The organism is Micromonospora sp. NPDC005707 (assembly GCF_040631005.1).
Classification (GTDB): domain Bacteria; phylum Actinomycetota; class Actinomycetes; order Mycobacteriales; family Micromonosporaceae; genus Micromonospora.
In genome coordinates, this window is record NZ_JBEXYR010000029.1 from 21,222 (window position 1) to 33,568 (window position 12,347).

At 72.4% G+C, this 12,347-nt stretch carries 15 protein-coding genes; 8 read left to right on the forward strand and 7 right to left on the reverse strand.

Features of this window, described 5'->3' with window-relative positions; genetic code table 11:
* Nucleotides 1–84: 84 nt before the first annotated feature.
* Nucleotides 85–957 (forward strand): class I SAM-dependent methyltransferase, encoded by an 873-nt coding sequence (locus ABZ452_RS31825; RefSeq protein ID WP_357950977.1) that lies wholly within the window; start codon nt 85–87, stop codon nt 955–957.
* Nucleotides 958–987: 30 nt separating this feature from the next.
* Here the strand turns inward: ABZ452_RS31825 and ABZ452_RS31830 are convergent, their stop codons facing one another.
* Nucleotides 988–2,088: a crosslink repair DNA glycosylase YcaQ family protein gene (locus ABZ452_RS31830; RefSeq protein ID WP_357950979.1), complete on the reverse strand. Its 1,101-nt coding sequence runs from the start codon at nt 2,086–2,088 to the stop codon at nt 988–990.
* 81 nt (nt 2,089–2,169) lie between these two features.
* Between ABZ452_RS31830 and ABZ452_RS31835 the strand changes: the two genes are divergently transcribed.
* Both ABZ452_RS31835 and ABZ452_RS31840 read left to right on the forward strand, forming a co-directional pair.
* Nucleotides 2,170–2,508 (forward strand): metalloregulator ArsR/SmtB family transcription factor, encoded by a 339-nt coding sequence (locus ABZ452_RS31835; RefSeq protein ID WP_262284028.1) that lies wholly within the window; start codon nt 2,170–2,172, stop codon nt 2,506–2,508.
* Entirely contained in the window at nt 2,505–2,984 is a 480-nt protein-coding gene (locus ABZ452_RS31840) for an SRPBCC family protein (protein WP_357950982.1), read from the forward strand. The genes ABZ452_RS31835 and ABZ452_RS31840 overlap by 4 nt, the downstream gene beginning before the upstream one ends.
* 74 nt (nt 2,985–3,058) lie before the next feature.
* Here ABZ452_RS31840 and ABZ452_RS31845 read toward each other — a convergent pair whose 3' ends face one another.
* The 3 genes from ABZ452_RS31845 to ABZ452_RS31855 form a co-directional block, all read right to left on the reverse strand.
* Nucleotides 3,059–3,853 (reverse strand): serine protease, encoded by a 795-nt coding sequence (locus ABZ452_RS31845; RefSeq protein ID WP_357950985.1) that lies wholly within the window; start codon nt 3,851–3,853, stop codon nt 3,059–3,061.
* Between the two features lie 124 nt (nt 3,854–3,977).
* Nucleotides 3,978–4,874, reverse strand: coding sequence for a helix-turn-helix domain-containing GNAT family N-acetyltransferase (locus ABZ452_RS31850; protein ID WP_357950987.1), 897 nt, complete (start codon nt 4,872–4,874; stop codon nt 3,978–3,980).
* 134 nt (nt 4,875–5,008) lie between these two features.
* Nucleotides 5,009–5,437, reverse strand: a complete 429-nt coding sequence (locus tag ABZ452_RS31855; protein WP_357950989.1) for a DUF6010 family protein — start codon at nt 5,435–5,437, stop codon at nt 5,009–5,011.
* Nucleotides 5,438–5,542: 105 nt separating this feature from the next.
* Between ABZ452_RS31855 and ABZ452_RS31860 the strand changes: the two genes are divergently transcribed.
* The gene (locus ABZ452_RS31860) at nt 5,543–6,508 is read left to right on the forward strand and encodes a helix-turn-helix domain-containing protein (RefSeq protein WP_357950991.1); all 966 of its coding nucleotides are present in this window, start codon (nt 5,543–5,545) and stop codon (nt 6,506–6,508) included.
* A gap of 40 nt (nt 6,509–6,548) precedes the next feature.
* On the opposite strand, the gene ABZ452_RS31865 is transcribed toward ABZ452_RS31860, so the two are convergent.
* The 3 genes from ABZ452_RS31865 to ABZ452_RS31875 all read right to left on the reverse strand — a co-directional run bounded on the left by ABZ452_RS31865 (nt 6,549) and on the right by ABZ452_RS31875 (nt 9,334).
* Nucleotides 6,549–7,007 (reverse strand): SRPBCC domain-containing protein, encoded by a 459-nt coding sequence (locus ABZ452_RS31865; protein ID WP_357950994.1) that lies wholly within the window; start codon nt 7,005–7,007, stop codon nt 6,549–6,551.
* Between the two features lie 130 nt (nt 7,008–7,137).
* Nucleotides 7,138–8,610 carry a M1 family metallopeptidase gene (locus ABZ452_RS31870; RefSeq protein ID WP_357950996.1) on the reverse strand — a complete coding sequence of 491 codons (1,473 nt, stop codon included), beginning with the start codon at nt 8,608–8,610 and terminating at the stop codon, nt 7,138–7,140.
* A gap of 64 nt (nt 8,611–8,674) precedes the next feature.
* Nucleotides 8,675–9,334 carry a helix-turn-helix domain-containing protein gene (locus ABZ452_RS31875; protein ID WP_357950998.1) on the reverse strand — a complete coding sequence of 220 codons (660 nt, stop codon included), beginning with the start codon at nt 9,332–9,334 and terminating at the stop codon, nt 8,675–8,677.
* Nucleotides 9,335–9,448: 114 nt separating this feature from the next.
* Here ABZ452_RS31875 and ABZ452_RS31880 point away from each other — a divergent pair, with 114 nt between their 5' ends.
* The 4 genes from ABZ452_RS31880 to ABZ452_RS31895 are packed head-to-tail and all read left to right on the forward strand — an operon-like array spanning nt 9,449 to nt 12,218.
* Nucleotides 9,449–9,958 (forward strand): DUF2231 domain-containing protein, encoded by a 510-nt coding sequence (locus tag ABZ452_RS31880; protein WP_357951001.1) that lies wholly within the window; start codon nt 9,449–9,451, stop codon nt 9,956–9,958.
* Nucleotides 9,958–10,353, forward strand: coding sequence for a hypothetical protein (locus tag ABZ452_RS31885; protein WP_357951004.1), 396 nt, complete (start codon nt 9,958–9,960; stop codon nt 10,351–10,353). Before ABZ452_RS31880 ends, ABZ452_RS31885 begins: the two co-directional genes overlap by 1 nt.
* A gap of 1 nt (nt 10,354) precedes the next feature.
* Nucleotides 10,355–10,951, forward strand: coding sequence for a GTP cyclohydrolase I FolE (folE, locus tag ABZ452_RS31890; protein ID WP_357951007.1), 597 nt, complete (start codon nt 10,355–10,357; stop codon nt 10,949–10,951).
* Between the two features lie 28 nt (nt 10,952–10,979).
* Complete coding sequence (locus ABZ452_RS31895; RefSeq protein WP_357951009.1) at nt 10,980–12,218, forward strand: FAD-dependent oxidoreductase; 1,239 nt, start codon at nt 10,980–10,982, stop codon at nt 12,216–12,218.
* Nucleotides 12,219–12,347: the final 129 nt, after the last annotated feature.

The window sequence follows — 12,347 nt, forward strand, 5'->3', positions numbered from 1 at the left end:
CCGTGACAAATGTCAGCGGTGCCGGACCGTGGCCGGCGTTAACGTCGGCCGCGGAGCCGACGTCCCCGCCGAGAGAAGGACCCGATGTCGAGAACGCCGCGGGCGAGCCGCACGGCGGTGCTGGTGTGCCAGGGGCGCGCTGCCGCGGACGGGCTCACCGCACCCGGCCGCTTCGCGGATCCGACCGCCCTGCCGCTGCTGCGCCCCGACGAGCGGGAGGCCGTCCAGTGGGTCCGCGACGGTGTCCCACCCCGGACGTGGCAGCAGCGGCTCGACTACGAGACCGTACGCGCCTCCGCCGAGCTGATGGCGCTCCGGACGATCGCCATCGACGACGCGATCCGCGCCCACCCGTCTCCGCAGCTGGTGATCCTCGGCGCGGGGCTGGACGGCCGCGCCTGGCGGATGCCGGAACTCGCGGGGGTGACGGTCTTCGAGGTCGACCAGCCGGCCAGCCAGCAGGACAAGCGCGACCGGGCCGTGGACCTGCCCGGCGACCCGCCCAGGTTCGTCCCGGTGGACTTCGGCCGTGACCGGCTGGCCGAGACGCTGACGGCTCACGGGCACCGGGCCGACCTCGCCACGACCTGGCTCTGGGAGGGCGTCGTGCCGTACCTGACGAAGGCGGCGGTGGCCGGCACGGTCGCCGAGCTCGCCGCCTGCTCCGCGCCGGGCAGTCGCCTGGTGGTCAACTTCCAGAGCCCCGCCGTCTCCACCACGCTGGGCCGGGTCGTCGCCCGGCTGCTGACGGCCTCCACCGGCCGGGCGAGCGTCTGGGCGAACGAGCCGTGGCGCTCCACCTGGACGCCCGCCGCCATGGCCGCGCTGCTCACCCGGCACGGCTTCCACGTCACCCGGGCGGCGAGCCTGCTCGACACGGCGCGGGCGCTGGGTCTGCCGGTCCCCCGCGCCAGGTCGCTCCGCCACAGCCAGGTGACGGTTGCCGACCGGGCCTGAGCCCGTGGCGCGTCGCCGCGGGCGCGGCGTTCAGGACGGGAGGGCCAGGGTCAGCCGCAGCCAGTCCGCCAGCTCCTCGATCTCGTGCCGCACGGCGCTCGTCATCGCCCTGGTGAACGGCACGTCCCGGTGGATCGCGTCCACCCGGAACACACCGGCCCTCCGGTCGGCGGTGGCGTCGAGTTTGCCGACCAGCCGGTCCCCGTACAGGATGGGCAGCGCCCAGTAGCCCCAGCGGCGTTTCGCGGCCGGCTTGTACATCTCCATCTGGTAGTCGTACTCGAACAGCTCGGTCATCCGGCGGCGGTCGTAGACGAGCCGGTCCAGCGGGGACAGCAACGCGGCGCGGCCGGTGAACGCCCGGTCCAGCAGCTCGGGGTCGACCCGCCACTGGCCCTTCACACCCTCGACCACCGCGGGCTCGCCCGCCACCCGGACGTCGTTCGGCTCGCCCGGGCTTTCGGGAGCGCGGGGGCGCGCGATGCCCAGCGCGCGCAGCCGCCGCTCGTCACGGATCCGTAGCGCCTCCTCGTAGGGCACCACCTCGTCGGGGTAGACCCGTTCGGCGAGGTCCCACAGCCGGTCGGCGCCGCGCCGGCCGGCGGCCGCGACCTCGCCCCGCTGGACGAGGAAGTCGATCATCTTCCGGACGTTGCGGTCGTTGGTCCAGCCGGAGGAGCGCCAGGGGACCACGCACGTGTCCGGCAGCTCGCGCGCCGGCAGCGGCCCGTCGGCGCGGAGCCTCGCGAGGATGTCCAGCCGGCAGCCCCGGTTGGCGTCCACCCAGTCCCGCAGGCCCTCCTGCCAGTCGCGCAGCGGCGGACGGCCCGGCCACTCGGCCATCTCCGCCCGGTACAGCGCGAGGTCCTCCGGCGGGCGGATCAGGCCGTGCAGCTCCAGCAGGGTCTGCTCGTCGAGGGCGTCGCGCAGGTGCGCCGGGGAGTACGAGGAGCCGAGACGGCTCCACAGGACCAGGTCGGCGCTGGGCACGACGGCGGACGTCGGATCGTTCTGCAGCAGCGTCAACCGCCGGACGACGTCGAACATCCCGCTCGGGCGGTGGGCGTCCAGGAGCTGGGCGCGCACCGCGAGGCGGCGGGCGTCGCCGCGGGACAACTCGTGCACGGTCACCAGCCGAGACTAGGAGGCAGGTACGACTCCCACATCTCGCCATCGTTGACATGTGACCATCTGGTCACCTATTCTCGTCTCGTGAGCGACGACGACGATCTGGTGTTCAAGGCGCTCGCCGACCCGACCCGACGCGCCCTGCTCGACCGGCTCTTCGTCCGCGACGGCCAGACGCTGACCGAGCTGGAGTCCGAGCTGGCGATGACCCGCTTCGGCGTCATGAAGCACCTGCGCCTGCTGGAGGACGCCGGTCTCGTGGTCACCCGACGGCAGGGCCGGGAGAAGCTGCACTTCCTCAACCCGGTGCCGATCCGGCTGATCCACGACCGGTGGATCGACAAGTACACCGCGCACCACACCGCGACCCTGCTGGAGCTCAAGGCGGAACTCGAACGCGACGACCCGAAGGAGAAACGATGACCACCACGACGACCGGGACCACCAAGGTCTACCGGGTCTACATCAAGGCCACCCCGCAGGCGATCTGGGACGCGATCACCAAGCCGGAGTGGACCCGGCAGTACGGCTACCAGTGCCTGGCCGAATTCGACCTGCGGCCGGGCGGCCGGTACCGGGCCCTGGCCCTCCCCGAGCACCGGGAGTCCGGCATGCCCGAGGTGCCCGTGGAGGGCGAGGTGATCGAGGTGGACCCGCCGGTCCGGCTGGTGCAGACCTGGCGGCCGACCTGGCTGGACGAGCCGGCCACCCGGTTGACCTACGAGATCGCGGAGCGGGCCAACGGCGTCACCTCCCTGACGGTGATCCACGAGCTGGGCGACGCGCCGCAGACCATGGCCCAGGTCAACGGCCAGGTCGAGAGCGCCGGCGGCGGCTGGCCCGAGGTCCTCAGCGACCTCAAGACGCTGCTGGAGACCGGCAAGCCGCTCTACGCCTGACCGCTGCCCCGAACGAGGCACACGCGAGGGCGGCCCGGCTGGTCGTACGCCGGGCCGCCCGTCGGGCCGTGCGGTCAGCCGCCGAGGCTCGCCGCGGCCGAGGCGATCGCCGAGGAGAAGTAGCTCACCTGGGTGTAGACGCCCGGGTAGTTGGGGCGGGCGCAGCCGTTGCCCCAGCTCACGATGCCGACCTGGATCCAGGCGTTGCTGGCGTCGCGACGGAACATCGGACCGCCCGAGTCACCCTGGCAGGTGTCCACGCCGCCGCTGGCGTACCCGGCGCAGATCTCCTCGGCGGGAATCAGGTCGCCGCCGTAGTTGGCGTTGCAGGTGGCGTCACTGACGAACGGCACGGTCGCCTTGAGCAGGTACCGCTGCTGGCCGCCCCCTTCGGTCGCCGCGCCCCAGCCGGCGATGGTGAACGTGCCGCTGTCGTAGGCGGTGGTGTTGGCGATCTTCAGGGTGCTCAGCCCGGTGACCGGGGTGGCCAGGCGGATCAGCGCCCAGTCCTTGCCACTGCCGTTGTAGCCGGGAGCGCGGTAGACGTAGTTCGACCGCACCGTGATCCGGCTGGACGACTGGAGGTCGACCACGCCGAGGGTGGCCGTGATGCTCGTGTTGGTGCCCGTGCGGCCGACACAGTGCGCGGCGGTGAGCACCAGGCGGGGGCTGTACAGCGCGCCGCCGCAGCCCATCGAGAGCCGCACCATGAACGGGAATTCGCCCTGAGCGGCGCGGGTGCCGCCGACGACGTTCGGCGTGATCGGCGCGGGGTCGGCGACGGCGGGTGCGGCGAGAGTGAGACTGCCCGCGGTCACCGCGGCCAGCGCGGTGGCCAACAGGCCGGTGAGGGTACGCCAGCGAACCATGAATTCCTCCGCATCAGGACCGGTGCGCCTCGTGGGCACACCTGATTCGAGATTGCGGACAGCATATTGAGATCAATGAATCAGTTGGCCATACCCTTCGGGTCGTATCGCGCCGATATGACCGTCACGGCATCAGGGACTTCTCGAACCAGTGGTGCGCGTACGGCTCGTCGTTGTACGGCGCGACCTCGCGGTATCCGGTGGCGCGGTACAGCGCGATCGCCTCGGTGAGATTGCGGTTGGTGTCCAGCCGGACGGCGCTCCAGCCCCGCTCCGCGGCATGCCGTTCCAGCTGCTCCAGCAGGCGGCGGCCGACCCCGAGCCCCCGGACGGCGTCGGCCACCCAGACCCGCTTGATCTCCGCGGGCGCGCCGGCGTGCAGCTTGATCGCGCCGCAGCCGACCGGCTCGCCATTGAGGGTGGCGAGCAGGAACACGCCGGCGGGTGGGACGAGTTCCTCGTCGCGGACCGGCTTGCTCAGCGCCGGGTCGAACCCGCCGTCGAAGCGCCGCGCGACCTCGTGGGCGTAGGCCCGCACGCAGGCGCGGGCCCGGGGGTCTCCCGGTGGGCACGGCTCGACGACCACCATCGAGCCGACGAGCAGCCGCTCCACCTCCGCCATGGCCGCGACCAGGCGCTCGCGGCGCTGGTCGCTGAGCGGTTCGAGAATGGACCGGGCCAGCTCATCGGATCGCTCGTCCAGCTCGGCCCACTCCGACCGTCCGGCTTCGGTGAGGGCCGCGACGCGTACCCGTCCGTCGCCACCGGCCCGGTCGGCCGGGCCGACGCGCACGAGCCCGTCGCCCTCAAGGGTGCGCAGGAGCCGGCTGAGGTACCCGGAGTCCAGTCCGAGCCGGGCCCGCAGCGCCGCGACCTCGGCCCCGCCGGGACCGATCTCCCACAGCAGCCGCGCCTGCGCGAGCGGCCGATCGCGGGACATGTACTGGTCGTCGAGCGCGCCCACCCGCTGGGTGACCGTCCGGTTGAACCGCCGCACGGTGGCGATGAGATCCGAGTCCATGTACCTGACTTTAGTCAGGCTTCAACGGTGGGCGCCAGGGGGCCGCGCCCGCCCGATCAGGTGGAACACCCGGCTGAGCTCCGGGATTGTGGCAGCCGGCGCGGGCGTCGCAGGAACAACGGCGGCGTCCGGTCCTACGCCGCGTCACCGGTGGCGGCGCGACGGCCGGCCGTCCGGTCGATCCAGGACCGCCACAGGTCCGGCACGGACCTGCCGCCGGCGAGGCACCACGCGGCGATGACCGGGTCGCAGATCGCGCAGCCCAGCGAGGAGTGCGCCGCGAACGGCAGGATCGGTTCGCCGTACCGGTGGTGCAGCAGGTCCCAGACGGTGTGCATGAGCCACGCCACGCCGATCCACCGCCAGGACCGCAGCCCCCGGAAGGCGACGTACGTCATCGCCGCGGTGAACAGCAGCTCCCAGACGCCGAAGCCGCCGCTGAGGTAGGCGGCGCCCGCGCCCGCGACCATGATCGCGTTGAAGGGTCGGCGGTGCACGGCGGGGATCAACGAGTTCAGCGCGGCGAAGGCCAGCCCGATCAACACGGGCGCGATCACGATCATGCAGCGAACCTATGACGGCGGGAGCAGGGCGAACAGGGCCGCGAGCGCCACGCGTCAACGGTTCACCGCCACGGCGACCGCGGCGGCCGGGGGTAACGTCGCCGGGTGCACACGGTGGCGGTGGCGGCGTTCGACGGGGTGGTCGGCTTCGACCTGACGACCGCGCTCGAGGTGTTCGGTAGGGCGCGGCTGCCCGGCGGCGCGCCGGCCTATCAGGTGAAGGTGTGCGCCGAGCGCCGGGAGGTCGACGCGGGTTCCTTCGTGCTACGCGCGCCCTGGCGTCTCGACACCCTGCTCGAAGCGGACACGGTGATCGTGCCCGGCATCGCGGACCTCGCCGCGCCGACCTCGGCGCCACTGCTCAGGGCCCTGCGGGCGGCGGCCGCGCAGGGTGCCCGGGTGGCGTCGATCTGCGTGGGCGCCTTCATCCTGGCCGAGGCCGGCCTGCTCGACGGCCGCCGGGCCACCACCCACTGGTCCGCCGCCGCGGAGCTGGCCCGCAGACATCCCTGCGTCACCGTCGAGCCGAACCTGCTCTACGTCGACGAGCGCGATGTGCTGACCTCGGCGGGGGCGGCCGCCGGGCTCGACCTGTGCCTGCACATGGTCCGGCGCGACCACGGCGCGGCCGTCGCCGCGGATGTCGCCCGCGCCTCGGTGATGCCGCTGGAGCGCGCCGGCGGCCAGGCGCAGTTCATCACCTACGAACCACCGACCGCGAGCGGCTCCCTCGCGCCGCTGCTGCAGTGGCTCGCCGGTAACGCCGGACGGGACATCGACCTCGACGACATGGCAGCCGAGGCCGCCGTCAGCGTGCGCACCCTGTTGCGGCGCTTCCGCGCCCAGACCGGGACCACGCCGATGCGGTGGCTCATCCAGCATCGGGTACGCCGGGCGCAACACCTGCTTGAGACCAGCGACATGCCCGTCGAGCGGGTGGGGCAGGCGACCGGATTCGCCTCCGCGACGACGTTCCGCGACCGGTTCAAGGAACTCGTCGGGGTCAGCCCGTCGGCGTACCGGCGCACGTTCGCGCCCCACCGAAGCACGTCGGCCTCCGGGCCCGCGTGACAGTTCGTCATCCGGACCTGGGCAGGTGTGCGGGGCGGCGTCAGGCCGCTTCGACGAGTCTGGCGAGGTTCGCCAGGGCCATGCGCGTACCCGTCTCGTTGTCCTCGGCCGGGATCGCGTCGGGAATGCCGTCATGCCTGACGACGACTTCGGTGCCACCGTCCACGTCGGCCAGCGTCGTGGTCATGGTCATCGCACCCTGGAGCGCGGGATCGTCGGTCTCGAACTCGACGACCTCGACCACCTCCTGGTCGGGCACGATCCTGACGAAGTGGCCGTGGTAGCTGTCGGTGTGCGCCCGCGACTTGCCGGTGTTGTCCGGTGTCTCGTAGGTGAGCGAGACGCGCAACGAGCCGCCCTCGCGCGCGTCGAACTCGTGCACGTAGCCGCTCATGCCGGTGGGCACCCGCCACGTGGCGACCGCCGCTGGGTCCAGAAGCGCCCGATAGACGGCCGAGCGCGGTGCCTTGACGAGTTGGGATATCCGGGTCGAATACATGGAGCAAATCTAATGTCCCGCGCGGGACATGCATCGGTACACACTCACCTCGACACGACCCGGGTGGGACGTCGCGCCGCCGCCGCGCGCCCCGGCACCTACCGGCCGGGGCGCGCGGCGGCGGCTCGGCTCACGCGACGGTGACGGCCTTCGGCGTGCTCTTCGAGTCGAGCCAGGTGTTGATGAGCTTGGTGAAGTCGCGCCCGGTCTTCTTGTTCACGAAGGCGATGAACGAGGCCCGGTCCTGCTGGGTGTTGCGCTGCTCCTGCACCCAGGCGCGGGCCAGCGCGAAGAACGCCTTGTCGCCCAGCTTCCGGTGGATCTCGTGCAGCATGGCCTCCGGGCAGAGGTAGACGTTGCCCTCGGCGAAGTTCTTCGGGTTGGGCTTGCCGGGCGGGCCGAGCTTCTTGCGCACGGCGGCGTCGGCGTCGCGCAGGTACCGGTCCAGGCTGGCGTCACTGAGGTGCAGGGTCTCCTTGGTGTACAGGTCCTGGGCGTACTGGGCCCAACCCTCGTTCAGCCACAGGTCGGTCCAGGTGGTCGGGGTGACGGAGTCGCCGAACCACTGGTGGGCGTACTCGTGCAACAGGTCGCCTCCCCAGCGGTCCCGGCGGGCCTTGGTGTTCTCGATCTTCCGGCCCATCGTGATCATCTGCTGGGTCTCCATGCCGGACGCCGAGTCCACCACCACGACGCCACCGGACGGGAACGGGTAGGGGCCGAACTTCTTCTCCAGCCAGGCCAGATACTGGGGGGACTTCTTGAGGTACGGCAGCAGCTTGTCGTCGGCGCCCTTGCGGTACCAGAAGGTCAGCGGGATGCCCCGGGGCCCCTTGGCGGTCAGCTTCTGGTACTTGCCCACCGCCAAAGTGGTCAGGTACGTCGCGACCGGGTCGGCGCTGCGGTAGGTGAACGTGGTGCCGGACTGCCCGGCCGGGGTGCCGCTGGCGATCGCGGTCCAGCCCGCCGGGACGGTCACCCGGATGTCGTAGAGGGCCTCGTCGGACGGCTGGTCGTTGGCCGGGTACCAGGTGAAGGCCCCGAACGGCTCCTGCATCGTCCAGAGGCCGCCCTCCTTGGTGACGGTGAGACCCAGGTCCTCCACGTCCTTGCGGTGCGAGGGCATCGGCGTCGTCTTCGGCTTGCCGTGGTACTTGACCACGAGCGTCACCGGCTTGTCGGCGACGACCGGCGCGGTCACGGTCAGCTTCTCCTTGGCGACGGTGCCGGTGACCGTCGTGTCGTCCAGCGTCACCCCGTCGACCTGGTAGGGCATGAAGTCGAGGACCACGTTGGGAGCGTCCCTGGTGGGCCGGATCCGCAGGGTGGCGGTGCCCGTGAGGGTCTTCGTCGCCGGCGCCCAGTCCAGCACCAGGTCGTAGTGCAGGACGTCCAGGGCGTCGGTGCCCCGGGCCGGGTAGACCTTGTCGGCCACCGGGGTCGAGCGCCCGGCCTGCCAGGCGGTGTAGTCGACGGCCGGGGCGGTGGGGCTCGGCGTGGTCGTGGGGGCGGACGGGCCGGCGGCCGGGGCGGCCGGGTCGGTGGTGCACGCGGTGACGAGCAGCGGTGCGAGAAGCAGGCTCAGTGGGACGTGGCGACGCATCAGCGCACCATACGGCAGTGATCCACTTCCGTGGGGCCCCGCTTCGTCACCGGAAACGAGGGGCCTAGTGCTCCGCGACGCCCTCCAGCCGGACGCAGCAGGCGCCGGGACGTGGCGCGAGCCGGGGCAGCAGGTCGGTGCGGCCGGCGCCGTCGACAAGGCCGGTGAGGAAGGCGTGGTTGAGCCCGCACACCAGGGCGGTCTGCCGGCTGGCGAGGGCGTGGAACGGGCAGTTGCGCAGCAGCACCTGCTCGCCGAGCGTCTCGGGTTCGAAGCCGAGGCCGGCGAGCACGGCGACGAGGTCCTCGCCGCTGTCGCGTACCCGCGCGCCGATGGTCCGGCCGCGTTGGCGGGCATGCCGCCGTGCCGCCTCGGGGGCGTCGTGCGGGTCGTCGGCGACCGCGTCGGCGAGGATCTCGGCGATGAGCTCGTAGCGCCGCTCGGGAACGGTGATCGCCACGCCGTCGCCGGCCGCCTCGTAGACCTTCGGGGTCCGGCCGCGGCCCCGGGGCTGGTCGGCCGGCGTCTCGTAGCGGGATCGCAGCAGGCCGGACTCGACGAGCTTGTCGAGGTGGAACGCGGTGAGGTTGCGGGACATGCCGTGCGCCTCGGCCGCCTCCTCGCGGGTGACCGGGTGATCGGCCCGGCAGACGTAGTCGTAGAGCGCCCGTCGGGACCGGTCGACGAGCGCGGCCATCGCGTTCCAGCGCTCCCCCGTGCTCACAGCCCCGAGGTTATCACCAATGAAGGCTATTGAAATTCGGGACGCGGTGGGGCAGCATGATCGCTATCACCAATGAGCGTTGGTGAAAATCACCTGGGGGTTCCCGTGCGACCCATGGATCAGGCCAAGCATCCGGTGAGCAACCTGGCCGGTCGCTACGGCCACCCACTTCATCCCGCGCTGGTGGCGGTGCCGATCGGCGCCTGGGTGGCCAGCTTCGCCTTCGATCTCGCCACCCGGTTCGTACCCGGGTCGGCGGGCCTGGCCGACGGCGCACGGTGGCTCATCGGCCTCGGCGTCGTCGGCGCGCTCGCCGCCGCGCTCGCCGGCTTCCTGGACCTGTTCGCCATCCCCACCGGCACCCCCGTCTTCCGCACCGCGCTCGCCCACATGGCGATCAACCTCGCGGTCACCGGCGCGTACGCGGTGAACTTCGCCCTGCGGGGCGGCGGTCAGCCGGGTCCGGTGCCGGTGGGACCCCTCGTGCTCTCGGCGCTCAGCCTCGCCGGCCTGGCCGTCGCCGGTTACCTCGGCGGCGAACTGGCCTACCGGTACGGCGTGCGCGTCGCCGACGAGACCACCCAGGCGCGGGGCTACCACCGCGCAGACAAGGAGAACTCCTGATGGGCATCGCCGCACTCGTCACCTGGCTGATCACCGCCGCCGGTGGCTTCGTCATGCTCGGCACCTGGATCCGCCAGGGCGGCCACCGACCCGGAAGCGGCAGCCGACTCGCGCCGGGCCTGGTGTTCGGCCACTTCGCCCTGGCCGTGATCGGCCTCGTGCTGTGGATCGCCTACCTGGCCCTCGACAACGACGTGCTGGCGTGGGTCGGGTTCGGGGCGCTCCTGCCGGTGGCGCTGCTCGGGTTCACCATGCTGGCCCGCTGGATCCCCGCCCGCCGGTCCGGCACCGCCGAGTCCCGGTTCCCGGTGCCGGTGGTGGTCGGCCACGGCCTGTTCGCCGCCGCCACGCTGGTCCTGGCCGCGCTCGCGGCCCTCGGCGTGGGAGGTCGCTGAGGTGAGTGTCACCGCCCTGCGGGTGCAGCACGAGCGCCCCCGCCGCGACCCGGCCGCCGCCGAACGGGCGGCGGCGGAGTTCCTCACCGCGCTCGGCGTCGACCTCTCCGCCGACGGGCTCGCCGACACCCCGGGCCGGATGGCCCGCGCCTACGCCGAACTGCTCACGCCGCGCGAGTTCCAGCTGACCACCTTCGACAACGACGAGGGCTACGACGAGCTGGTGCTGGCCCGGGCCATCCCGATCCGGTCGGTGTGCGAACACCACCTGCTGCCGTTCGTCGGCGTGGCGCACGTCGGCTACCTGCCCGGCGAGCGCATCCTGGGGCTGTCCAAACTGGCCCGGGTGGTCGAACTGTTCGCCCACGGCCCGCAGGTCCAGGAACGCCTCACCAAACAGATCGCGGACTGGCTGACCAGCCACCTGCGCCCGCGCGGGGTCGGCGTGGTCATCGAAGCCGAACACCTGTGCATGACGCTGCGCGGCGTCCGGGCCGTCGGCAGCAGCACCATCACCTCCACCCTGCTCGGCACCCTGCGCGACGACCACCGCTCGCGCGCCGAGTTCTTCACCCTGACCGGGGTCGGCCCCCGCTGATCGACGCACCCAGAAAGGAGCTGGACCGATGTCGAAGACCGGCACGTTCGTGATCGTTGGCGCCGGGCTCGCCGGCGCGCGGGCCGCGCAGACGCTGCGGGAGGAGGGCCACGACGGCGGCGTCGTCGTGATCGGCGACGAGCCCGATCGACCGTACGAGCGGCCGCCGCTGTCCAAGGGCCTGCTGACCGGCGGCGCCGAACTCGACAGCGTGTTCGTGCACGAGGCCGGGTGGTACGCCGAGCACGACGTCGACCTGCACACCGGCGCCCGCGCCGCCGCCGTCGACCGCGCCGCCCGGGAGGTCCGGCTCGCCGACGGCCAGCACCTGCGGTACGACAAGCTGCTGCTGGCCACCGGCGCCTCGCCCCGCGACCTCGCGGCGCCCGGCACCGACCTGGACGGGGTGCTGCGGCTGCGTACCCTCGCCGACAGCCGCCGGATCGCCGGGGCACTGGTCGACGGCGCGCACCTCGTGATCGTCGGAGCGGGGTGGATCGGCCTGGAGGTCGCGGCCGCCGCCCGGCAGCGCGGCGCCACCGTCGACGTCGTCGAGACCGCGGCGCTGCCGTTGCGCCGGGTGCTCGGCGACGAGATCGCCCAGGTGTTCGCCAACCTGCACCGGGACCACGGCGTCACCTTCCACTTCGGTGCGCAGGTCCAAGAGATCCGCGGCACCGGTCGGGTCTCCTCGGTCCTGCTGGCCGACGGCACCGAGCTGCCCGCCGACGCCGTGGTGGTCGCCGTGGGCGTGCGGCCGAACACCGAGCTGGCGACCGCTGCGGGCCTCGCCGTCGAGAACGGCATCCACGTCGACGCGTCCCTGCGCACCGCCGACCCGGACGTGTACGCCGCCGGCGACGTCGCCAACGCCTACCATCCCCTGCTGGGCCGGCGCCTGCGCGTCGAGCACTGGGCCAACGCGCTGCACGGCGGCCCCGCGGCGGCCCGCGCCATGCTGGGACAGCCGGTCAGCTACGACGACCTGCCCTACTTCTACACCGACCAGTACGACCTGGGCATGGAGTACGCCGGACACGCCCCGCCCGGAGCGTTCGACCGGGTCGTCGTCCGGGGCGACGTCGCCAAGCGCGAGTTCATCGCCTTCTGGACCGCCGGCGGCCGGGTCCTCGCCGGCATGAACGTCAACGTCTGGGACGTCGTCCCGTCGATCCGGCGGCTCGTCACCGCGGCCCACCCGGTCGACCTCGACCGGCTGGCCGACCCCGACGTGCCGCTCGACGAGCTGCAGCCCCGGAGCGCATAGTCGGCGTCGCGCCTCGCCGGGGCCGGGGGGGGCCCCCCCGGGGCGGGCGCAGGGACCAGCACCCCGACGTAAACCAGAATCACCCGAAAAAAATTGCGGTGTATGGTGATTGGTTTCAGATAGGGGAGC